The sequence below is a fragment of the Streptomyces fragilis genome (assembly GCF_003112515.1).
GTDB lineage: Bacteria > Actinomycetota > Actinomycetes > Streptomycetales > Streptomycetaceae > Streptomyces > Streptomyces fragilis.
Genome location: NZ_BEVZ01000002.1, coordinates 1,120,623 through 1,141,260 on the forward strand (window position 1 = coordinate 1,120,623; position 20,638 = coordinate 1,141,260).

19 protein-coding genes are annotated in these 20,638 nt (G+C 72.3%); 7 read left to right on the top strand and 12 right to left on the bottom strand.

The window, feature by feature from the left end:
* The first annotated feature begins 88 nt into the window (after positions 1-88).
* Together Sfr03f_RS06940 and Sfr03f_RS06945 are read left to right on the top strand one after the other, a co-directional pair.
* Positions 89-2,167: a phage holin family protein gene (locus Sfr03f_RS06940; protein WP_281262822.1), complete on the top strand. Its 2,079-nt coding sequence runs from the start codon at positions 89-91 to the stop codon at positions 2,165-2,167.
* 90 nt (positions 2,168-2,257) lie between these two features.
* Positions 2,258-2,683, top strand: coding sequence for an OsmC family protein (locus Sfr03f_RS06945; RefSeq protein WP_108952781.1), 426 nt, complete (start codon positions 2,258-2,260; stop codon positions 2,681-2,683).
* A gap of 51 nt (positions 2,684-2,734) precedes the next feature.
* Here Sfr03f_RS06945 and Sfr03f_RS06950 read toward each other — a convergent pair whose 3' ends face one another.
* A complete protein-coding gene (locus tag Sfr03f_RS06950) occupies positions 2,735-3,601 on the bottom strand; it encodes a Sco1979 family transcriptional regulator (RefSeq protein ID WP_108952782.1) in 867 nt (288 codons plus the stop codon).
* A 207-nt stretch (positions 3,602-3,808) separates the two neighbouring features.
* Between Sfr03f_RS06950 and Sfr03f_RS06955 the strand changes: the two genes are divergently transcribed.
* Positions 3,809-4,114, top strand: a complete 306-nt coding sequence (locus tag Sfr03f_RS06955; protein WP_108952783.1) for a 4a-hydroxytetrahydrobiopterin dehydratase — start codon at positions 3,809-3,811, stop codon at positions 4,112-4,114.
* A 30-nt stretch (positions 4,115-4,144) separates the two neighbouring features.
* On the opposite strand, the gene Sfr03f_RS06960 is transcribed toward Sfr03f_RS06955, so the two are convergent.
* From Sfr03f_RS06960 to Sfr03f_RS06975, 4 genes are all read right to left on the bottom strand, one after another.
* Positions 4,145-4,891 (bottom strand): glycoside hydrolase family 75 protein, encoded by a 747-nt coding sequence (locus Sfr03f_RS06960; protein WP_108952784.1) that lies wholly within the window; start codon positions 4,889-4,891, stop codon positions 4,145-4,147.
* A gap of 108 nt (positions 4,892-4,999) precedes the next feature.
* On the bottom strand, positions 5,000-5,836 hold the full coding sequence (locus tag Sfr03f_RS06965; protein WP_108952785.1) for an aldo/keto reductase: 837 nt from the start codon (positions 5,834-5,836) through the stop codon (positions 5,000-5,002).
* A 116-nt stretch (positions 5,837-5,952) separates the two neighbouring features.
* A complete protein-coding gene (locus Sfr03f_RS06970) occupies positions 5,953-7,779 on the bottom strand; it encodes an AMP-dependent synthetase/ligase (protein ID WP_108952786.1) in 1,827 nt (608 codons plus the stop codon).
* Positions 7,780-8,154: 375 nt separating this feature from the next.
* Positions 8,155-9,024, bottom strand: a complete 870-nt coding sequence (locus tag Sfr03f_RS06975; protein ID WP_108952787.1) for a LysR substrate-binding domain-containing protein — start codon at positions 9,022-9,024, stop codon at positions 8,155-8,157.
* Positions 9,025-9,199: 175 nt separating this feature from the next.
* On the opposite strand from Sfr03f_RS06975, the gene Sfr03f_RS06980 reads away from it, so the two are divergent.
* Positions 9,200-10,222 carry a bile acid:sodium symporter family protein gene (locus Sfr03f_RS06980; protein ID WP_108952788.1) on the top strand — a complete coding sequence of 341 codons (1,023 nt, stop codon included), beginning with the start codon at positions 9,200-9,202 and terminating at the stop codon, positions 10,220-10,222.
* A gap of 15 nt (positions 10,223-10,237) precedes the next feature.
* Here Sfr03f_RS06980 and Sfr03f_RS06985 read toward each other — a convergent pair whose 3' ends face one another.
* A complete protein-coding gene (locus tag Sfr03f_RS06985) occupies positions 10,238-10,702 on the bottom strand; it encodes an FxLYD domain-containing protein (RefSeq protein ID WP_108952789.1) in 465 nt (154 codons plus the stop codon).
* A gap of 162 nt (positions 10,703-10,864) precedes the next feature.
* Positions 10,865-11,722, bottom strand: coding sequence for a formate dehydrogenase accessory sulfurtransferase FdhD (gene fdhD, locus Sfr03f_RS06990; protein WP_108952790.1), 858 nt, complete (start codon positions 11,720-11,722; stop codon positions 10,865-10,867).
* A 348-nt stretch (positions 11,723-12,070) separates the two neighbouring features.
* On the opposite strand from fdhD, the gene Sfr03f_RS06995 reads away from it, so the two are divergent.
* Both Sfr03f_RS06995 and Sfr03f_RS31475 read left to right on the top strand, forming a co-directional pair.
* A complete protein-coding gene (locus Sfr03f_RS06995) occupies positions 12,071-13,387 on the top strand; it encodes an OFA family MFS transporter (protein ID WP_108952791.1) in 1,317 nt (438 codons plus the stop codon).
* Positions 13,368-13,499, top strand: coding sequence for an MFS transporter small subunit (locus tag Sfr03f_RS31475; RefSeq protein ID WP_281262823.1), 132 nt, complete (start codon positions 13,368-13,370; stop codon positions 13,497-13,499). The genes Sfr03f_RS06995 and Sfr03f_RS31475 overlap by 20 nt, the downstream gene beginning before the upstream one ends.
* 126 nt (positions 13,500-13,625) lie before the next feature.
* On the opposite strand, the gene Sfr03f_RS07000 is transcribed toward Sfr03f_RS31475, so the two are convergent.
* The 5 genes from Sfr03f_RS07000 to Sfr03f_RS07020 form a co-directional block, all read right to left on the bottom strand.
* A complete protein-coding gene (locus Sfr03f_RS07000; RefSeq protein ID WP_108952792.1) occupies positions 13,626-14,513 on the bottom strand; it encodes an ATP-binding cassette domain-containing protein in 888 nt (295 codons plus the stop codon).
* Complete coding sequence (locus Sfr03f_RS07005; RefSeq protein WP_108952793.1) at positions 14,513-15,454, bottom strand: ABC transporter ATP-binding protein; 942 nt, start codon at positions 15,452-15,454, stop codon at positions 14,513-14,515. The genes Sfr03f_RS07000 and Sfr03f_RS07005 overlap by 1 nt, the downstream gene beginning before the upstream one ends.
* Positions 15,455-15,458: 4 nt before the next feature.
* The gene (locus Sfr03f_RS07010; RefSeq protein WP_245967432.1) at positions 15,459-16,424 is read right to left on the bottom strand and encodes an ABC transporter permease; all 966 of its coding nucleotides are present in this window, start codon (positions 16,422-16,424) and stop codon (positions 15,459-15,461) included.
* A complete protein-coding gene (locus tag Sfr03f_RS07015) occupies positions 16,421-17,416 on the bottom strand; it encodes an ABC transporter permease (RefSeq protein WP_108952794.1) in 996 nt (331 codons plus the stop codon). The genes Sfr03f_RS07010 and Sfr03f_RS07015 overlap by 4 nt, the downstream gene beginning before the upstream one ends.
* Before the next feature lie 126 nt (positions 17,417-17,542).
* Complete coding sequence (locus Sfr03f_RS07020; protein WP_108952795.1) at positions 17,543-19,267, bottom strand: ABC transporter substrate-binding protein; 1,725 nt, start codon at positions 19,265-19,267, stop codon at positions 17,543-17,545.
* 221 nt (positions 19,268-19,488) lie between these two features.
* Between Sfr03f_RS07020 and Sfr03f_RS07025 the strand changes: the two genes are divergently transcribed.
* A complete protein-coding gene (locus Sfr03f_RS07025) occupies positions 19,489-20,601 on the top strand; it encodes a LacI family DNA-binding transcriptional regulator (protein ID WP_108952796.1) in 1,113 nt (370 codons plus the stop codon).
* Positions 20,602-20,638: the final 37 nt, after the last annotated feature.

Sequence of the window (20,638 nt, forward strand, 5' to 3'; positions counted from 1 at the left end):
CGGGCTGCCCGTACCTGCCGTCTGCCCGGTATGACAGGGTTGAACGGTCCGCCCGCCGGACGGGTGGATCACAGGTCGAGAACGCGAGGTGCGAGTGAAGGACCGCTGGCGGCGGGGCGCGGGACAACTGGGGCGGAGCGTCGCCGTGTGGGTGGTGTCCACGCTCACCATGCTCGTCCTGGCCGGGCTGCTGCCCGACTTCCGCCTGGAGGCGCCCGACGGCGCCAGCGCGACCCGGCTCGGTGTGACCGCTGCGCTCGGCGCCGGCGTCTTCGGCCTGCTGTCCGCGCTGGTCTGGCCGCTGCTGGTGCGGTTGCTGCTCCTGGTGCCCGCACTGGTGCTGGCGCTGCTGGTGTTCTTCCTCAACGGCGCTCTGCTGCTGGTCGCGCTGTGGGTCAACCCCGTCCAGCGCGGGGAGGCCGGGCCGGAGACCGCGGTGGTGGTCGCCGCGGTGATGTCCGCGGTGGCCTCGGCCACCGGCGGCGCCCTCGCCGTCCGCGACGACGACGCCTACCGCCGCCGCCTCTACCGGCTGTCCGACCGCCGCAACCGACGCGAGGCGCGCGCCGCGATCGAGGGTCCGGTCACCCCCGGCATCGTCTTCGTCCAGCTGGACGGCGTCGGCCACGACGTGCTGACGGACGCCGTCGAGCGGGGACTGATGCCCACCGTGGCCCGCCGGCTCGGCAAGGACGCCGCGGCGCACGCGCCCACCCACCGGATCATGCCCTGGCGCACCGACTGGTCCAGCCAGACCGGCGCCAGCCAGCTCGGCATCCTGCACGGTTCCAACGCCGACGTGCCCGCCTTCCGCTGGTACGACAAGCAGCGCCGTGAGGTGATGGTCTGCAACCGTCCCTCCAGCGCCGTGGTGCTGGAGCAGCGGGCCGTCAAGCACGCCGGCCACCCCGGTCTGCTGGCCGTCGACGGCGCCAGCCGGGGCAACCTGTTCAGTGGCGGGGCCGGCGAACAGGCCCTGGTGCTGTCCATCGCGGCGCGCCGCCGCGGCAAGGGATTCCGTTCCCGCTCCGGCTACTTCGCCTACTTCTCCGACCCCGCCAACGCGGTCCGCACCGTCCTGTCCTTCGTCGCCGAGGTGTTCCGGGAGATGGGGCAGTCACTGCGCGCCCGCGCCGAGCGCCGGCGGCCGCGGGTGGGCCGCGGAGGGCTGTACCCGCTGCTGCGCGCCTTCGCGACGGTCGTCCAGCGCGACGTGGTGGTCTACGCGGTCGCCGGGGACATGCTCACCGGCCGCGGCGCCGTCTACGCCGACCTGGTCGCCTACGACGAGGTGGCCCACCACTCCGGGCCCCGCAGCCGGGACGCCGCCCAGGTGCTGCGCCGGCTGGACCGGACCCTGGCGCTGCTGGAGAAGGTCGCCGAACACGCGCCCAGGCCCTACCGGTTCGTGGTCCTCTCCGATCACGGGCAGAGCCCCGGCGAGACCTTCCGCTCCCGCTACGGCCTGTCGCTGGGCGACATGGTGCGGGCCGGCTGCGGACTGCCCGTGCCGCGCCGGGCGCGCCGCACCCGCAGCGGCGCCGAGGCCCGGGCCGCGGTGCTGGCCGCGCTGCACCGGCCGGTCGAGGAGCGCGCCGGGGAGCACCTGCTGCCGGCGCCGGCAGCCGAGCCCGTCGTGCTGGCCTCGGGCAACCTGGGCCTGGTGTCCTTCCCCGACGTGGGGCACCGGATGAGCCGCGAGGAGATCGACGCCCGGCACCCCGCGCTGCTGTCCACCCTGGCCAACCACCCCGGGATCGGTTTCCTGCTGGTCCGCAGCGAGCGGCACGGCGCCCTGGTGATGGCCGCGCACGGGGTCGAGGTCCCGCTGGAGGAGCTCAGCGACGACGAGCCCGGCCCGCTCGCGTGCTACGGCCCCGGGGCGGTGGCCGCCGTGCGGCGCACCGACGGCTTTCCCCACGCGGCCGACATCATGATCAACTCCATGTACGACCCGGGCACCGGCGAGATCCACGCCTTCGAGGAACAGATCGGCTCGCACGGCGGGCTGGGCGGTGAGCAGAGCCGGGCCTTCCTGATGGCGCCGATGACGCTGCCCGCCCCGCAGGAGGAGCTGGTGGGCGCCGAGGCCGTCCACCGGGTGCTGCGGCGGTGGCTGGAGGGTTCGCGGGACGAGACCTTCGGGCGCGCCGCGAGGAATGTGTGATGGCATGGGGGTAGCCGATGGAGGTGATCCGGGACGCCGTCCCGGAAGCCGCATCGGCGTCAGAAGTGTTTCCGTAGGAAGGAATCAAACGTGGCCACCACGCGATCCGCCCACACCGTCTGGGAGGGCAACCTCCTCGAGGGCAACGGCGTCGTCACCTTCGACTCGTCCGGGATCGGCGAGCAGCCGGTCTCCTGGCCGTCGCGGGCCGAGAAGGCCAACGGAAAGACCAGCCCGGAGGAGCTGATCGCCGCGGCCCACTCGTCGTGCTTCTCGATGGCGCTCTCGCACGCCCTGGCCGGCGCCGGCACCCCGCCGTCGCGGCTCACCACGTCCGCGGACGTCACCTTCCAGCCCGGTGAGGGCATCACCGGCATCCACCTGACGGTGGAGGGCGAGGTGCCGGGCATCGACGAGGACGCGTTCGTCGCCGCCGCCGAGGGCGCCAAGAAGAACTGCCCGGTCAGCCAGGCGCTGACCGGCACCACCATCACCCTGTCGGCGAAGCTCGCCTGACACCCCGTCGGCGCGGCGGACCTCCTCCGCCGCGCCGCTCGGAGGCGGCGCTCACCGGTAGTGCTCCCGGTACTCGCGCAGCAGGGCGCGGGTGCGTTCGGCGGAGGTGGCGCGGGCCGTCATGTGGTCGAGGGCCTCCAGGTGGGCCGCGACCTCGTTGCGGGAGTCGAGGTAGAGCGCTCCCGTGAGGTACTCGGTGAAGACCATGTCGGGCAGCTCCGGCTCCGCGAAGCGGAAGAGGGAGAACGGGGCGTAGGCCCCCGGGTGCGGCCCGGCCGCGAACTCGGCGATCTGCAGGGTGACGTGGGCGTGCCCCATGGCCTCCAGCAGCCGGTCGATCTGCTCGCGCATCACGCGGGCGTCGGCGCTGACCGGGCGGCGCAGCACCGTCTCCTCCATGATCACCCACAGTTTCGGCGGAGCCTCGCGCTCCAGCAGCCGCTGGCGGGTCATCCGCAGCGCCACGTGCCGCTCCACGGTGGCCTCGGCGTCCACCCCGGTCGCACCGGCGCGCAGCACCGCCCGGGCGTAGTCCTCGGTCTGCAGCAGCCCGGGCACGAAGTGGGGCTCGTAGGACCGCAGCATCTTCGCCGCGCCCTCCAGGCTCACGAACAGCGAGAACCAGTCGGGCAGCACGTCGTGGAACCGCTGCCACCAGCCGGGGCGGTTGGCGTCCTCGGCGAGCGCCACGAACTCCGCCGCCTCCTGCTCGGGGACCCCGTAGGCGGCAAGCAGCATCTGCACGTAAGGGATCTTCAGCGCGACCTCGGCCGTCTCCATGCGCCGCACCGTCGCGGGCGCCACGTGCAGGATCCTGGCGGCCTCCTCGCGTTTGAGTCCGGCCGTCTCGCGGAGCTCCTGGAGCCGCTTGCCGAGCACCACCTGACCGACGGTGGGCGCGGTGCGTCGCTCGCTCACGCCGTCCTCCCCACACCTTCACACCTTCGCTGCGGGGGGCAGTCTGCCACGCCGCTCCGCGATCTCCCACCGTTGCGGTCATTTCCCGGTCACGGCTCGTGGACGTGCCGTGGTCGCGGTCCGCGGGTCCGCACCGGGGCGGGGAGCCTGTGGCAGGCTGGCCGGGACGGATCATCCGGAGTCACGTGTGTGGGAGGAGAACGGTCCATGGCCGTGGAACCGCTGACGGAGCAGGAGATCGAGGACCGGCTGTCCGCGCTGCCGGCCTGGCGGGCGGTGGACGACCGGCTGGTCCGCTCCTACCGCCTCGCCTCGCACCGGGCGGCCGCCGCGCTGGTCGCGGACGTCGCCCGCACGCAGGACGAGCTGGACCACCACTCCGAACTGACCCTCGGCTACGACACGGTGGACGTGTCGGTGAACACGCACAGCGTGGGCGGGCGGATCACCGCCCTGGACGTCGGGCTGGCCGCCCGGATCGAGGAGCTGGCCGCCCGCCACGACGCGCACTGACCACCGCGCCCCGCGCCGCGTCGCCCGGCCCTAGGGGTTGACGAAGGACCCGAGGAGGCGCCGGCCCTCCTCGACCGCGGCCCGGGCGCTCTCCAGGGGCCGGACCTCGGCGTCCTTGAACACCAGGTAGGTCACCCCCGAGTGCGCGCCGCCGCCCACCGGGTGGGGGTCGAGCCCGAGGGCCTTCGCCGCGGCGTAGGAGGCCTCGCCGATGATGCCGGCGGGGCCGAGGTCCCCGACCACCGCGTAGGCGATCCGGTCCCCGTGGAGCAGCACCACCGGGTCCCCGGCGTCCACCCCCGCCGTGGCGTGGTCCCACGCCCTGCCGGGCTCCGGCACCACCACGTACGGCAGCCGGTCGGCACGCAGCGGCATTCCGTCGGCCTGGTGGAAGGCGGTGTCGGGGCGGAAGTAGGGGTCGGTCCGCTCGTTGCAGAGCCTGGTGCGCAGCCCGTCGCAGTCGACGTCGAGGTCGGCGGTCCAGTGAACCACGTCGCCCTGGGCGCAGACCGGCACCTCGGGGCGGCGGCCCTCGTCGGTGCGGAAGGCGCCTCGGGAGACGCGGTGACAGGTCTTCAGCCTGTCCCGCACCGTCCACGCGGTCACCGGGAGGTCGACGACCCGCACCGTGCGGCCGTCGGGCGGCGCCCCGGGCCGGGCGCGCGGCACCCCGGCCCCGGGGTCGTAGGCCGCGCCGGCGACGCCCGCCGGGAGCAGCGCGGCTGACAGGAGGGCCACGCCGAGGAACGCCGTACGGGTCGGGCTGCTGATACGCACTGCTGCGGAACCCTCTTTCTCCGGGCCCTGCGGGCCGATCGGGTCAGCGGGGGAAGCAGTCGGGCGGCCGTCCCGGGGCCGGAGGGCGGCCCCGGGCGGCGCGCACCGTCAGACCATGTCGAAGGTGGCGGGGTCCGCGCCGGTGCGCCGGCCCTCGTCCAGTGCCCGGACCGCGGCCAGGTCCTCCTCGTCCAGGGAGAAGTCGAAGACCTCGAAGTTCTCCTTGATCCGGGACGGCGTGGCCGACTTCGGGATCACGATGTTGCCCGTCTGCAGGTGCCAGCGCAGCACCACCTGGGCGGGCGTGCGGCCGTGCTTGCGGGCGATCGCGGCGATCGCCGGCACCTCGAGGAGGCCCTTGCCGGCGCCCAGCGGCGACCAGGCCTCCGTGGCGATGCCGAGCCCGGCGTGGAACTCGCGCGCCTCGGATTGCTGCAGACGGGGGTGCAGCTCGATCTGGTTGACCGCCGGGACCACCGAGGTGGCCTCCATCAGCGTGCGCAGGTGCTCGGGGAGGAAGTTGGAGACGCCGACGGCCCGGATCAGGCCCTCGGCGTGCAGCTTCTCGAACGCCTTCCAGGTCTCCACGTAGGTGCCCCGCTTCGGCAGCGGCCAGTGGATCAGGTACAGGTCCACGTAGTCCAGGCCGAGCTTCTTCAGCGAGGTGTCGAAGGCGCGCAGGGTGGAGTCGTAGCCCTGGTCGCTGTTCCAGAGCTTGGTGGTGACGAAGACCTCCTCACGGGGCAGGCCGGAGGCGGCCACGGCCCTGCCCGTGCCCCGCTCGTTGCCGTAGGCGGCCGCCGTGTCGATGCTGCGGTAGCCGGCCTCCAGGGCGGCGGCCACCGCGCGCTCCGCCTCGTCGTCCGGGATCTGCCAGACCCCGAACCCCAGCTGGGGCATCTCCACACCGTTGTTCAGGACGACCGGGGGGACCTTGCTGCTCACGCGCTCTCGATCCTTCGTTGGACGGACAATGCATCCCATCCTCAACGATGCGCGGGCGCGCCGCATTCCGGGGGCGGCGGACGGGTCCCGTCGGCCGGCCGGCGGCCGTCCGCCCGTCAACTCCGGTACAGCGCCTCCACCTCGGCCTGGTACGCCTTCTCGATGGCCTTGCGCTTGAGCTTCAGGGAGGGCGTCAGCAGTCCCTGCTCCTCGGTGAAGGGCTGGGCGAGGATGCGGAAGGTGCGGATCGACTCGGCCTGCGAGACCAGGCTGTTGGCGGCCTGCACGGCGCGCCGCACCTCCATCTCCAGGGCGGGGTCGCGCACCAGTTCGGAGGCGGTCAGGGGCGGTTTGTCACGCATCTGGAGCCAGTGCTCGACGGCCTCCTGGTCGAGGGTGACCAGTGCCGCGATGTACGGGCGGTCGTCGCCCACCACCAGGCACTGCGCGACCAGCGGATGGTCGCGGACCCGCTCCTCCAGCATCACCGGGGAGACGCTCTTGCCGCCGGAGGTCACCAGGATCTCCTTCTTGCGGCCCGTGATGTGCAGGTAGCCGTCCTCGTCCAGCCGGCCGATGTCGCCGGTGGCCAGCCAGCCGCCGCGCAGCACCTCCTCGGTGGCCCGGGGGTCGTTCAGGTAGCCGTGGAAGAGGATGTCGCCGGCCAGCCAGATCTCGCCGTCGTCCGCGATGTGCACGGTGACGCCGGGGATCGGCGGGCCGACCGTGCCGGAGCGGACCCGGTCGGGCGGGTTGGCGGTGGCCGCGGCGGTGGTCTCCGTCAGGCCGTACCCCTCGAAGACGCGCACCCCCGCCCCGGCGAAGAACAGGGACAGCCGGCGGTCCATCCCGGAGCCGCCCGTCATGGCGTGCCGCACCCGGCCGCCGAGCGCCTGACGCACCTTGCCGTACACCAGCTTGTCGAAGAACTGGTGCTGCATCCGCAGCGCGGCCGACGGACCGGGTCCCCGGTCCCAGTCCCTCTCCTCCACCGCCTCCGCGTACCGCACGGCCACCTCGACGGCCTTGTCGAAGGCGGCCCCCTTCCCGAAGCGTTCCGCCTTGCGGCGGGCCGCCTGGAAGATCTTCTCGAAGATGTACGGCACCGCCAGCACGAAGGAGGGCTGGAAGGACGCGAAGTCCGCCATCAGCACGGCGGCGTTCAGCTCGGGCTGGTGCCCCAGCCGCACCCCGTGCCGGATGGCCGCCACCTCCACCATCCGGCCGAACACGTGGGCCAGCGGGAGGAAGAGGAGGGTGGACGCCTCGTCGCCCGGGCGGGAGCGGAAGACCGGCTCCCAGCGGCCCACCATGGTGTCCGCCTCGGCCATGAAGTTGCCGTGGGTGAGGACGCAGCCCTTGGGGCGGCCGGTGGTGCCCGAGGTGTAGATGACCGTCGCCACGGTCTCCGGGGTGACCGCGTTGCGGTGCCGGTGGGCCACCTCGTCGTCGAGGTGGGCGCCGGCCGCGGTGAGTTCCTCCACCGCGCCCGCGTCCATCTGCCACAGGCGGCGCAGGCTCGGCGCGCGGTCGATCACCGTGGCCACCGTCATCGCGTGGTCCTCGTGCTCCACGACGGCCGCGGTGACCTCGGCGTCCTGGAACATCCAGGCGACCTGCTCGGCCGCGGACGTCGGGTAGACCGGCACCACCTGGGCGCCGACCGTCCACAGCGCGAAGTCGAAGAGCGTCCACTCGTAGCGGGTGCGGGCCATCACGGCCACCCGGTCGCCGAACCGGACGCCCTCGGCTATCAGGCCCTTGGCGAGGGCCAGCACCTGGTCGCGGAACTCGGCCGCGGTGACGTCCTGCCAGTCGCCGGAGCGGGTCCTGCGGGTGACCACCACGCGGTCCGGTTCCGTCAGGGCGCGCCGGAAGACGGTGTCGGCCAGGCCGCCGACGGGCGGTGTCCCCGCCAGCGGCGGGTTGTAGTACTCACGCAAGGCCGATCCCCGCTTCCGTGCCCTGGTCACGCGCTCTGGTCACGCGCCGTGAACCGGTTCCCCCGGCGCGTGAAACTACCTCACCCGGCGGTCGGCCGGGAGGGGGTCCGGTGACCGCGGGCGGCCGGAAGGCGCCGGTGCGGGCGGAGCGAATGGGGTGAAGGGGGGTATGGCGGCCACCTGGACCTACGCGGGCGTAACTTCTGTGCGCGGGTCTTTACGGAACCCCCGCGGGCCGGTCACCGGGTCGCGCGTGTCGTGTTCACGACGCGCGTGACGGGGGCGGCACGCACGGGGCGCTCCCCGCTTCACGGGCAGCGCGCGGAGGCGCCCCGCAGTTCGGGGACGCCCCGCGGTTCAGGGGCGGCCCGCGGTTCAGGGGCGCCCGCGGTGCAGGCGTTCGCCTCCGGCGAGGACCGCCGCGGCCAGCGCTTGGGCGGCGCCGCGGGCCGGGCCCGGCCGGTGGCCGTGCAGCAGGACGAAGTCCACCCGGCCCAGCTCCGGCAGCCCCGCGCGGTCCGGCACCCGCACCAGCCCCGGCGGGATCAGGCCACGGGAGTGCGGCATCACCCCCAGGCCGGCGCGGGCCGCGGCGATCAGGCCGTTGAGGCTTCCGCTGGTGCAGGCGATCCGCCAGGCGCGCCGCTGCCCCTCCAGCGCCTCCAGGGCGAGCGCGCGGGTGATGCCCGGCGGCGGGTAGACGATCAACGGCACCGGGCGCTCCGGGTCCAGCCGCAGCCGCTCCGCGCCGATCCACACCAGCCGGTCCTGCCGCACCAGCTGCCCGCGCGGGTCGTGCGGCCGCCGCTTGGCCAGCACCAGGTCCAGCTTTCCCGCCGCCAGCCGCTCGTGGAGCGTGCCGGAGAGCTCGACGGTCAGCTCCAGGTCCACCTCGGGGTGGTCGTAGCGGAACCCCTCCAGGATCTCCGGCAGCCGGGTCAGCACGAAGTCCTCCGACGCCCCGAACCGGAGCCGGCCGCGGGGGCGCTCACCGGAGAAGAACGACGCCGCCTGCTCGTGCACCTCCAGGATCCGGCGCGCGAACCCCAGCATCGCCTCGCCGTCCTCGGTGAGCTCCACCGAGTGGGTGTCCCGGACGAACAGCGGCCGGCCGGCGGCGTCCTCCAGACGGCGCACGTGCTGACTGACCGTCGACTGGCGCACCCCGAGGCGGTGCGCGGCCCGGGTGAAGCTCAGCGTCTGCGCCACCGCGAGGAAGGTCCGCAGATGGGAGGGGTCGTACATGAGAGGAACCCTAACGGCGGACCGGTCGTCGGTCATCACGGGGCGCGATCACAGTGAGAGCGGTATGCCGGATTCCCGATCACGACGGGAGGGTGGACGATGGAGAAGGCGCACGTCACGACTTTGTGCCGTGCCCCGCCCCCCGCCCCCTGGAACCCCGGAGCACTGGAACACCGTGAAACGCCCGCAGTGGCCGCGCTGGATGCCGGTCGACCCCTACATCGTGCTGCTGCTGGCGACCATGGGGGTGGCGGCGCTGCTCCCGGCGCGGGGAGCGGCCGCGGAAGGGGTCTCCTGGCTGGCGACGGCCGCGGTGGCGTTCCTCTTCTTCCTCTACGGAGCGCGGCTGTCCACCCGCGAGGCGCTGGACGGCCTGCGCCACTGGCGGCTCCACCTGACCATCCTGGGCTGCACGTTCGTGCTCTTCCCGCTGCTCGGACTGGCCGGCCAGGCGCTGGTCCCGGTCCTCCTCGACGACACCCTCTACCGGGGGCTGCTCTTCCTCACCCTGGTGCCGTCCACCATCCAGTCGTCCATCGCCTTCACCTCCATCGCACGGGGCAACGTGCCCGTGGCGATCTGCGCCGGCTCCTTCTCCTCCCTCGCCGGCATCGTCGTCACCCCCCTGCTGGCGGCGCTGCTGCTCGGGGGCGGGATCGGGGGAGGGGGCGGGTTCTCCACGGACGCGGTGCTGCGGATCGTGCTGCAGCTGCTCGTGCCGTTCCTCGCCGGGCAGCTGCTGCGGCGCTGGATCGGCGAGCTGGTGCTGCGGCACCGGCGGCTGCTGTCCCTCGTCGACCGGGGGGCGATCCTGCTGGTCGTCTACTCCGCCTTCAGCGAGGGCATGGTGCGGGGCGTCTGGGGCCAGGTGAGCGTGGTCCGGCTGCTGGAACTGATCGGGGTCGAGGCGGTGCTGCTCGCCGTGGTGCTGGCGGTCACCTGGTACGGCTCCAAGGCGCTCCGGTTCGACCGGGGGGACCGGGTGGCGATCCAGTTCGCCGGCTCGACGAAGTCGCTGGCGGCGGGGCTGCCGATGGCGAGCGTGCTGTTCGGGGCGGAGGCGTCCCTCGCGGTGCTGCCGCTGATGCTGTTCCACCAGATGCAGCTGATGGTCGCCGCGGTCGTCGCCCGCCGCCGCGAACGGGACCCCGCCCCCGCCGGGGACCCCCTCCGGCACGCCGCCACGGACCACCGGTAGCGGGGCCCGGCCCGGCTACCGGGCCGGCATGCGCTCCACCGTGGAGACCCGGACGTCGGCGATCGACTTCAGCGGGCCGTTCTCGATCTCGGACGCGAGCGGGGCGGTGTCCCCCCGCTTCGTCCTCCCCGGCCCCAGCCCGTCCGCCGTCACCCCGGTCGAGCCGAGGACGTCGCCGTCCGCGTCAAGGAACTCGAAGCCGACGAAGTAGTGCGCGGCGTCCTTGCCGCCGTTGGTGATCTCGTACCTCACCACGTACGAGCCCGGGCCCCACGTCGCGTGGTCCTCGAAGCCCGACTCCAGGATCCTCGCGTCGCGGGGGGAGACGCCGTCCGCGCCCGGAACGGTCCCCGGCCGCGCGTCCGCCCCCGCCCGGATCCCCTTCGCGGTGCCGGTGTCCTCCGCGGCTCCGCAGCCGGCGACCAGGCCCGCGGCCACGACCAGGCCGACGACGGCGACGGGAACTCTTCCTCTGCGCATGGCACCTCTCCTGAGCGGACGGCCGGAACGCCCGGAACCTAGCGACCCGCCCCGGCCGACGCACGCAGCGACATGCCGAGTCGCCCGCACGGGCCACACCTCGACCACCTGACCGATACACGGCGGGGTCACCCCCCGCCGTGAGTCGGGAGGAACGGGACGTCAGGCCCGCGCGGCGGCCGGGGCCGTGAGGGCGATCCGCTCCTCGCCCGCGTAGACGTTCATGGAGGCTCCCCGCAGGAACCCCACCAGCGTGAGCCCCGTCTCCGCCGCGAGGTCCACGGCGAGCGAGGACGGCGCGGACACCGCCGCCAGCACCGGTATCCCCGCCATCACCGCCTTCTGCGCGAGCTCGAAGGACGCCCGCCCCGACACCATCAGCACGGTCCGCGACAGGGGCAGCGCGTCGTTCTGCAGGGCCCGCCCGACCAGCTTGTCCACCGCGTTGTGCCGCCCCACGTCCTCCCGGACGTCCAGCAGCTCCCCGGTCTCGGAGAACAGCGCCGCCGCGTGCAGCCCGCCGGTGCGGTCGAACACCCGCTGAGCCTCCCGCAGCCGCTCCGGCAACAGGGACAGCAGCGCCGGCTCCAGCGACATGCCCGGCCCGTCCCCGTCGTCGATCGCCCAGCGCGCCGTCGTGCGCACCGCGTCCAGACTCGCCTTGCCGCACAGCCCGCACGAGGAGGTCGTGTAGACGTTGCGCTCCAGGGTGATGTCCGGCATCACGACCCCGGGGGCGGTCCGCACGTCGACCACGTTGTACGTGTTGGACCCGTCGGCCGTCGCCCCCGCGCAGTACACGATGTTGCGCAGCTCCGCCGCCGAGCCCAGCACCCCCTCACTGACCAGGAACCCGGCGGCGAGCGCGAAGTCGTCGCCGGGCGTGCGCATGGTGATGGCCAGCGGCTTGCCGTTGAGCCGGATCTCCAGAGGCTCCTCGGCGACGAGCGTGTCCGGACGGGCGGAGACCACCCCGTCCCGGATCCGGATCACCTTGCGTCGTTCCGTGACTCGTCCCATAACCCTGTCAGCCCCGGTTCTGTACGTGCTGGTGGCCGAAGCGGCCCTTGCTGCGGAGACTGCCGCGGGTCACCGGGCCGGGTCGTCGTCCGGCGAGGTGACCTCGGCGCTCTCATTGTCCTGAACGCGCAGGGCGAGGTCGCACCCTGCTCCCCGGTGGACGCGGACCATGCGGTGCTCGCCTGCCGGGACTCCTCACCCGTACCCGCTGCGCGCGGGTCGAACGCTCCCGCGGGTGGGTGTCCCCCGTCGGGCACCCCGAGGCATGGCGCCTGGCGGTGCGGGAAGAGGAGCGGGGAGCGTCCGGAGTCTTCCCAAGCAGGTAAGCGGTACCTAGGGTTCCGGATCATGAGTCCACCGGTAGCACCGCCGGGATGGAGCCGCTGGCTCGTGCCCCCGGCCGCCCTCTCCGTCCACCTGTCCATAGGCCAGGCCTACGCCTGGAGCGTCTTCAAGGCGCCCCTGGAGTCCTCGCTCGACATCAGCGGCACGCTGAGCGCGCTCCCCTTCCAGCTGGGCATCGTGATGCTGGGCCTGTCCGCGGCCTTCGGCGGAACCCTCGTCGAACGCAACGGCCCGCGCTGGGCGATGACGGTCGCCCTGGTGTGCTTCTCCTCGGGCTTCCTGCTCTCCGCCCTCGGCGCGTACACCGGGCAGTACTGGCTGATCGTCCTCGGCTACGGCTTCGTCGGCGGCATCGGCCTCGGCATCGGCTACATCTCGCCGGTCTCCACCCTGATCAAGTGGTTCCCGGACCGGCCGGGCATGGCCACCGGCATCGCCATCATGGGCTTCGGCGGCGGCGCGCTGATCGCCTCGCCCTGGTCCACCCGGATGCTGGAGTCGTTCGGCTCCGACTCCTCCGGCATCGCCACCGCCTTCCTGGTCCACGGCCTGGTCTACGCGCTGTTCATGTCGCTCGGCGTGCTGCTGATCCGCGTGCCGAGGCCCGCGGAGGGCGGCGCCGCCGAGGACGCCACGGCCGGCGTCGGCGGGGTCCAGGTGTCCGCGCGCGACGCCGTGCGCACACCGCAGTTCTGGCTGCTGTGGCTGGTGCTCGTCATGAACGTCACCGCGGGCATCGGCATCCTGGAGAAGGCCGCGCCGATGATCACCGACTTCTTCGCCGGCTCCTCGACGCCGGTGTCGGTCTCGGCCGCCGCCGGGTTCGTGGCGCTGCTCTCGGCGGCCAACATGGCGGGCCGGATCGGCTGGTCCTCGACCTCCGACCTGATCGGACGCAAGAACGTCTACCGCGTCTACCTCGGCGTCGGCGCGCTGATGTACCTGCTGATCGCGCTGTTCGGGGACGCCTCCAAGCCGCTGTTCGTGCTCTGCGCGCTGGTGATCCTGTCCTTCTACGGCGGCGGCTTCGCGACCATCCCCGCCTACCTGAAGGACCTGTTCGGCACCTACCAGGTGGGAGCCATCCACGGACGGCTGCTGACCGCCTGGTCCACCGCGGGCGTCCTCGGCCCGCTGATCGTCAACTGGATCGCCGACCGGCAGCAGGAGGCGGGCAAGGAGGGCCCCGAACTGTACGGGACCTCGCTGTTCATCATGATCGGGCTGCTGGTCGTCGGCTTCGTCGCCAACGAGCTGGTGCGGCCGGTGCACGCGAAGTACCACGTGAAGGAGGGCGTCCATGTCCCCGAACCCGCCTGAGGGCGCCGGGCGCCGCGGGCTGATCGCCCTCTCCTGGCTGTGGGTCGGGGCGCCGCTCGCCTACGGCCTCTACGAGCTCGTCCGCAAGGCCACCCAGCTCTTCACGGGCTGACCCGGCGCCGGCCGCCGCCCACGGCGCGTCCCGTTCCCGCAGTGGGAAACGGGACGCACCCGCGGCGGGACGTCCGTCGGGGACGTCCCGCCGCGGGCCGGACCGCACGGGGGAGTGCTCAGCGCCTCAGTGCCCGGGGCACCCTGGAAGCTGCGCGCAGGCCACGAAGTGGTCCGGCTCGGCCTCGTGCAGCTCCCCCTCGGCGCCCGCGTCGTGGAACACGCAGCTTCCTACCGGCTCGGCGTCGACCCAGTCCACGCCCAGCCGCGGCACGGCGGCCAGCAGGTGCCGGGTGTAGGGGTGCATCGGATTGCCGAAGACCTTCTCGGTCGCCCCCCGCTCGGTGATCCGCCCGCCCCGCAGCACCACCGTCTGCTCCGCCAGGTAGGTCCCCAGGGCGAGGTCGTGCGTGATGTACAGGACGCCCAGGCCCCGTTCGCGCAGGTCGCCCAGCAGGTTGAGCACGTCCACCCGGGTCGAGGCGTCCAGCATGCTGGTGATCTCGTCGGCGACCAGGAACTCCAGTCCGTCGAGCAGCAGCGCCCGGGCGATCAGCAGGCGCTGCAACTGGCCGCCGCTGAGCTGGTGCGGGTACTTGTTCAGCACCTGCCCCGGATCGAGCCGCACGTCGCGCACCGCCCGCTCCACCCGGCCGCGCCAGTCGGCGGCGGACACCCTCGGGTAGTAGGCCTCCTTCACCAGCGCGAAGACCCGGTCCGCCTTGAAGACGGGGTTGAAGCAGCTGAACGGGTCCTGGAAGATCCCCTGCACCCGGCGGTAGTACTCCCGGCCGGAACGCACCGGCTCGCCGCCCAGCGTCAGGGACCCCGCGGTCACCGGGGTCAGACCCAGGATCATGCGCCCCAGGGTCGACTTGCCGCTGCCGCTCTCCCCGAGCAGGGTGACGACCTCCCCCCGCCCGACGGTGAAGGAGACCCGGTCGACGGCGGTGACCGAACTGCCGGAGAAGGTGCCGGTCCGGAACGTCTTGGTGACGCGGTCGAGTGTCAGCATCAGACCTTCCAGCACGCTACGTGGTGACGGGGGGCGACCTCGACGACCGGCGGCTGCTCGGCGCAGCGGTCGTCCGCCAGCGGGCACCGGTCGCGGAACCGGCACCCGGCGGGCGGGGACAGCAGCGAGGGAGGGCTGCCCTCGATGCCGGACAGCCGGCCCTCGGAGCGCCGCACGCCCGCCTCGGGCAGCGCGGCGAGCAGCCGGCGGGTGTACGGGTGGCGCGGCGCGCTCGTGAGGATGTTCGCCGGCGCCTTCTCGGCGAGCAGGCCCGCGTACATCACCATGATCGTGTCGGCGATGTGCGAGGTCAGCGCGAGGTCGTGGGTGATGAACACCATGCTGGTGACCAGGCCCTGGTCGCGCAGGCCCACCAGGGCGTGGGCGACGGCCTTCTGGTTGGAGACGTCCAGCGCGCTGGTCACCTCGTCCGCCACCAGCAGCGAGGGGTCGAGCAGCGTGGAGATGACCATCACCGTGCGCTGCTTCATGCCGCCGGACAGCTCGATGGGGTAGCGGTCCAGGACCTCCGGCTTCAGGCCCACCAGGGCGAGGCGCCGGTGCAGCTCCGCGGTGTCCACCGACGCCCCCCGCGAGGCGAGGAGTTCGCGGATCATCCGGCCGATGCGGCGCGTGGGGTTCATCGCGCTCATCGAGTACTGGGGGACCAGCGAGATGCGCCGGAAGCGGAAGGCGTTCATGGCGCGGTCGTCGCCCACCGGCACGTCGTCCCCGTCGAGGGTGACGGTGCCGCCCACGTGACGCATCCGGCCGTCCATGCGGATCAGCGACTTGCCGAGCGTGGTCTTGCCGCAGCCCGATTCCCCGACCAGGCCGAGGATCTCGCCGTCGTCGACGAAGAAGCTGACGCCGTCCAGGGCGCGCACGTCGCCCCGCAGCGTGCGGTAGTGGACCCGGAGGTCGTCGACGGTCAGGGTCATGTGCTTACGACTCCCTCAGCTTGGGGTTGAACACCTCGTCCAGACCCACGTTGGCGACGTACAGCGCGCCGACGACCGCGGTGATGCCCACCCCCGGCGGCACGAACCACCACCACAGGCCCAGCTGCAGCGCGCTCCACTGCTGCGCGCTCTGCAGCATCAGGCCCAGCGACACGCTGTCGGTGGGGCCGAGGCCGATGAAGTCGAGGGAGGAGGCGATGAGGATGGAACCGCCGAACAGCAGGATGAACGTCATGAACAGGTAGGAGCTCATGTTCGGCGCGATCTCCCGGAAAATGATCTTCCAGGTGCGGCTGCCGCTGAGCCGGGCCAGATCGACGAAGTCGCGGGTGCGCAGGCTGAACGTCTGGGCGCGGATCGCCCGCGCCGCCCACGGCCACGAGGTGAGGCCGATGAACAGGCCCTGCACCGGCACGCTGCGCACGCCGAGGTAGGCGTTGACGATCAGCAGCACCGCCAGCGACGGGATGACCAGCACGATGTTGGTCAGCATCGTGAGCACCTCGTCCAGCACGCCGCCCCGGTAGCCGGCGAAGAAGCCGACCAGCATCGCGATGACGGCCGCGATGCCGCCGCCGATCACGCCGACCAGGAAGGTGGCGCGCAGCCCGTACACGAACTGGGCGAAGACGTCCTGCCCGAAGGTCGTGGTGCCGAACCAGTGCTCGCCGCTCGGCCCCACCGCCTGGGCGCCCGAGTACGCGTTGGGGTCCGGACCGTCCAGCAGCAGAGGGCCGAACAGGCCGGTCAGCAGCAGCACCAGGACGACGGCCAGACCGATCAGCAGCTTGGGATTGCGGAGCGCGTAGTGCAGGGTCTCGCGGGTGGGGCTGAGCGGAGCCGACGGCTCGGCCGCCCCGGAGGCGAGGGGCGGGCCCGCGTCGGAAGCGGGCTGCGCGGTCGCGACCGGCTCGGAGGCCGGTTCGCCGAGTGGGGGCATCGCGTTCATGACTGGCCTCCCGCCATGCCGGTGCGGGTCCGGGGGTCGACGATCACATAGACGAGGTCGATGACGAAGTTGGCGATCAGCACGCCGATCACGATGAACAGGAAGGTGCCCTGCAGCAGGAAGAAGTCGCGGTTCTGGATCGCGGCGAGGATCAGGCTGCCCAGGCCCGGATAGTTGAAGACGATCTCGGTGACCAGCGCGCCGGCCACCAGGACGCCCAACTGCAGTGCCAGCCCGGTGATCTGCGGCAGGACGGCGTTGCGGAAGGCGTACCGGCGGATCAGCCGCTGCGGGGCGCCCAGAGCGGCCAGGTAGGACGAGTGGTCCGCCTCCAGCTCGTAGATGATCATGTTGCGCATGCCGATGGCCCAGCCGCCCAGGGCGACCAGGAACATGGACAGGAAGGGCAGCACCCAGTGGTGCAGCGCGTCGGTGAAGAAGATCCAGCTCCACGACGGCTCGATGTCCAGGCTGTAGCCGCCCGAGACCGGGAACCAGCCCGCCCGCGCACCGAACACCCAGGCCAGCAGGACGGCGATCCACATGTACGGCATGGCCGTCAGCAGGTAGCCGGCCGGCAGCACGGTGTTGTCCAGCACCTTGCGGCGGGCGGCCAGCGCGCCGAGCCAGTTGCCGACGAACCAGCTGAGCAGGATGGCCGGGATCATCAGCGCGAGCGTGTAGGGCAGCGCGCCCAGGATGATCTCGCTCACCGGCTGCGGGAAGACCCAGATCGAGATGCCGAAGTCGCCCTGCAGCAGCGACGACCAGAAGTGCAGGTACTGCTCCCAGACGGGCCGGTCGAAGCCGAACAGCTCGTTGTAGTAGGCCCGCATGTGCTCCACGGCCTCCGGCTGCGAGACCCGGGCCCGGGAGATCATCGCGGAGACGGGATCGCCGGGCATGAACCGCGGGATCAGCCAGTTGACCGTGACGGCGAAGACGAAGGTGAGGACGTAGACGAGGAGCTTGCGGGCGAAGTAGCGGCGCAAGGGTGAACTCCAGGATCGGGGGAGGCGGGGGAGGGCGGCGCCCGGGCGGCCGCCCGGAGGCGCCCCTTCCCGCCGGAGTGGTCCGGCGGGAAGGGGCGCGCCCGGCGGCCGCCGCGGCCGCGGGGACTACTTCTTCGCGGGCTTCAGGCCGGTCAGCGCCTCGAAACCGCCCAGCTCCAGCCAGTTGCGCCACAGGGTGGGCGCGTGGTGGTTGTCGCCCTTCTCCGAGGGCCAGTTGGTCCAGGTGCCGGTCGTCGACTGGGACCACAGGCCGTTGTACCAGAGCGGGATGACGGGCATCTCGTCGAGCTGGATCTTCTGGATCTTCGAGACCGCCTCCTTCATGCCGGCCTCGTCGTCGGTCCTGACCCCGCCGAGCTCGTTGACGAGCTTCCACGCCTCCTTGTTCTCGTACCGGCCGAAGTTCACCGTGTTCTGCTGCTCGCGGACCGGCAGCTGGAACATGTACTCGTAGTACGTCCACGGGGTGTTGGACAGCTGGCGCTCGTTGTTGATCACCAGGTCGAACTCGCCCTTGCCGCGCAGGTCGGTGAGCGCGTTCTGGTCCGGGAACTCGGTGCTCACGTCGATGCCGGCGGCCTTGGCGCTCTCCGCGACGACCTTCGCGGCCTCCATCCAGTCGGTCCAGCCGGACGGCACCATCAGCTTCAGCTTCAGCTTCTTGCCGTTCTTGTTCTCCACCAGGCCGTCGCCGTCGGTGTCCTTGTAACCCGCCCCCTTCAGCAGGTCCTTGGCCTTGGCGGTGTCGAAGGAGAAGCCGCTCCTCGCGGTCAGGCCCTTGTCGATGTAGGCGTCCCACTGCGGCAGCAGACCGGTCGGGTCGGCCGGCCGCACCAGCTCGCCGTAGACGCCCGTGACGATCTTGTCGATGTCGATCGAGTACGCCAGCGCCTTGCGGAAGGCGGCGTCGTCCATCGGCTTGCGCCGGGTGTTGGGCACCAGCCAGGCCGTGTTGGCGGACAGCATGTAGGGCGGCCCGTCGTAGTACGAGACGGCCTTGCCGGCCTTGATCATCTGGGCGGCGCCCGGGAGGAAGTTGTTGCTCAGGTCCAGCTGTCCCTGCCCGATCTGGCCGATGACGACCTCGTTGCTCGGGTTGGAGATGTCGACGATGTACTTGGGCGCCGGCTTCATGCCGAGCGCCTTCACGCCCCACCAGTCGTCACGGCGCTCCCACACCACACGGTCCTGGGTGTGGCTCTTGAGCTTGTAGGCCCCGGAGGCCACCGGCTTGTCGTTGACGCCGTTGAGGACGTCCTCCTCGGAGAGCTTGCTCCACACGTGCTCCGGCACGACGGGCTGCCCGTAGAGGGTGAAGTCCCACTCCTGGTAGCGCGCCTCCTTGAAGGTGAAGCGCACGGTCCGCTCGTCGACGGCCTCCGCCTTCGACAGCCAGTCCCACAGCGTGTGGAACGAGGAGGCCTCCAGCTTGCCGATCTCGTAGGAGAAGACGACGTCCTCGGCGGTCATCGGCTTGCCGTCCGACCAGGTGATGCCCGAACGCAGCTTCACCTCGTAGGTCTTGTCGTCCTTCCACTCCCCGCCCTCGGCCAGCCACGGCTTGAGCTCACCGGCCTGCGGGTCGAAGTGGAACAGCGTCTCGTACGCCAGGCCCTTGGTGCCGGTGGCGTGGTCCCAGTTGTGCAGGGGGTTGTAGTTGGCCGGCGGCCCCCACTGGGTGCCGCTGGTGTAGAGGGTCTCGCTCCTCGGGAGTCCGCCCTGGCCCACTCCCTTTCCGTCCGGGGTCGTGGAGGAACCCCCGCCCGTACACGCCGTGGCGACCATGCCGCCCACGGCCGCCAGAGCGATGAGCCGCGCTCGGATGCGCATCGGTCAACTCCCTCCCCGCCCGTCCTCGGGCAGAGCCAACTGAACCGGGTAAGTGGCGGAAGTCTCGGCCCGTCGGGCGGCGGTGTCAAGGGGGTACGGGAGCGCTCCCGGGGCTTCGTTACACGGAAGTTGTTACGCCAGGGTCCGCGGTGGGCAGGTCTGGACGTGCGGTGGTGCCGCTACGATGACGGCACCCACATGAAGCGGTTAAGCGAGGTCACATGTCCAGGCGTCGCCCCACCATGGAGGACATCGCGCGCCGCGCGGGCGTCTCCAAGGTCGCGGTCTCGTACGCGCTCAACGACCGGCCCGGCGTCTCGCCGGGGACCCGGGCCGAGATCAAGCGGATTGCCCGGGAGATCGGGTGGCGGCCCAACAGTGCGGCCCGCGCCCTCACCCGGGCCAGGGCCGACGCCGTCGGGCTGGTCTCCTCCCGGCCCGCCCAGCTCCTGGGAGCGGAACCGTTCTTCATGGGCCTGATCAGCGGCATGCAGGACGAACTCGCCGCCCAGGGCAAGGCGCTGACCCTGCAGTTCGTCGCCGACGCCGGGCAGGAGATGGAGGTCCACCGCCGCTGGTGGGGTGAGGGCCGGATCGACGGCGTGCTCCTGACCGACCTGCGCACCGACGACCCCAGGATCGCGCTGATCCGCGAACTCGGCCTGCCCGCCGTGGCGATCGGCCACCCGGACGCGGCCGGCGGGCTGCCGGCGGTGTGGTCCGACGACGCCGCCGCGCTCGGCCAGACCCTGCGGTACCTGCACACGCTCGGGCACCGCTCGGTCGCCCGCGTCGCCGGACTGCGCGACCTCGACCACACGGCACGCCGGGACCGCGCCCACCGGGCCGTCTGTGCCGAACTGGGCATGGGGGAGCCGGCCATCGTGCACACCGACTACTCCGGGGAGGCGGGAGCCCGGGCCGCCCGCGGCCTGCTCATCCGGCCCGACCGGCCGACGGCGATCGTCTTCGACAACGACATCATGGCGGTCGCCGGGCTGTCGGTCGCGGACGAACTGGGGCTGAGCGTCCCCGGCGAACTGTCCCTGGTCGCCTGGGACGACTCCCAGCTCACCCGGGTCGTCCGCCCGGGGATCACCGCGCTCAACCGGGACATCCCCGCCTACGGCAGGCACGCGGTCCGCACCCTCCTCACGCTGGTCGAGGAGGGGTGGGCCGAGTGCCTCGAGGACGGGCCCGCGCGACTGTTGCCGCGGGGCAGCACGGGGCCGGTGGTGGGGGCGGTGGGGGGCGTGGCGGGTGCCGGGGCCTCCGCGGCCGTCGCGACCTCCGTGGCCGTCCGCCCCGAGCGGGTGACCGCGGATCCGGCGTGACCTGGCGGTGCGGTAGGGAGTGGGGGGAGTGGGGGAG

Excerpts from the sequence above, each read along its gene's own strand:
- Sfr03f_RS07020 (WP_108952795.1), bottom strand. The coding sequence starts at position 19,267 with ATGCGCATCCGAGCGCGGCTCATCGCTCTGGCGGCCGTGGGCGGCATG.
- Sfr03f_RS06955 (WP_108952783.1), top strand. The coding sequence starts at position 3,809 with ATGGCCGTGGAACCGCTGACGGAGCAGGAGATCGAGGACCGGCTGTCC.
- Sfr03f_RS07010 (WP_245967432.1), bottom strand. The coding sequence starts at position 16,424 with ATGAACGCGATGCCCCCACTCGGCGAACCGGCCTCCGAGCCGGTCGCG.
- Sfr03f_RS06975 (WP_108952787.1), bottom strand. The coding sequence starts at position 9,024 with ATGTACGACCCCTCCCATCTGCGGACCTTCCTCGCGGTGGCGCAGACG.
- Sfr03f_RS07000 (WP_108952792.1), bottom strand. The coding sequence starts at position 14,513 with ATGCTGACACTCGACCGCGTCACCAAGACGTTCCGGACCGGCACCTTC.
- Sfr03f_RS06995 (WP_108952791.1), top strand. The coding sequence starts at position 12,071 with ATGAGTCCACCGGTAGCACCGCCGGGATGGAGCCGCTGGCTCGTGCCC.
- Sfr03f_RS06985 (WP_108952789.1), bottom strand. The coding sequence starts at position 10,702 with ATGCGCAGAGGAAGAGTTCCCGTCGCCGTCGTCGGCCTGGTCGTGGCC.
- fdhD (WP_108952790.1), bottom strand. The coding sequence starts at position 11,722 with ATGGGACGAGTCACGGAACGACGCAAGGTGATCCGGATCCGGGACGGG.
- Sfr03f_RS07005 (WP_108952793.1), bottom strand. The coding sequence starts at position 15,454 with ATGACCCTGACCGTCGACGACCTCCGGGTCCACTACCGCACGCTGCGG.
- Sfr03f_RS07025 (WP_108952796.1), top strand. The coding sequence starts at position 19,489 with ATGTCCAGGCGTCGCCCCACCATGGAGGACATCGCGCGCCGCGCGGGC.
- Sfr03f_RS31475 (WP_281262823.1), top strand. The coding sequence starts at position 13,368 with ATGTCCCCGAACCCGCCTGAGGGCGCCGGGCGCCGCGGGCTGATCGCC.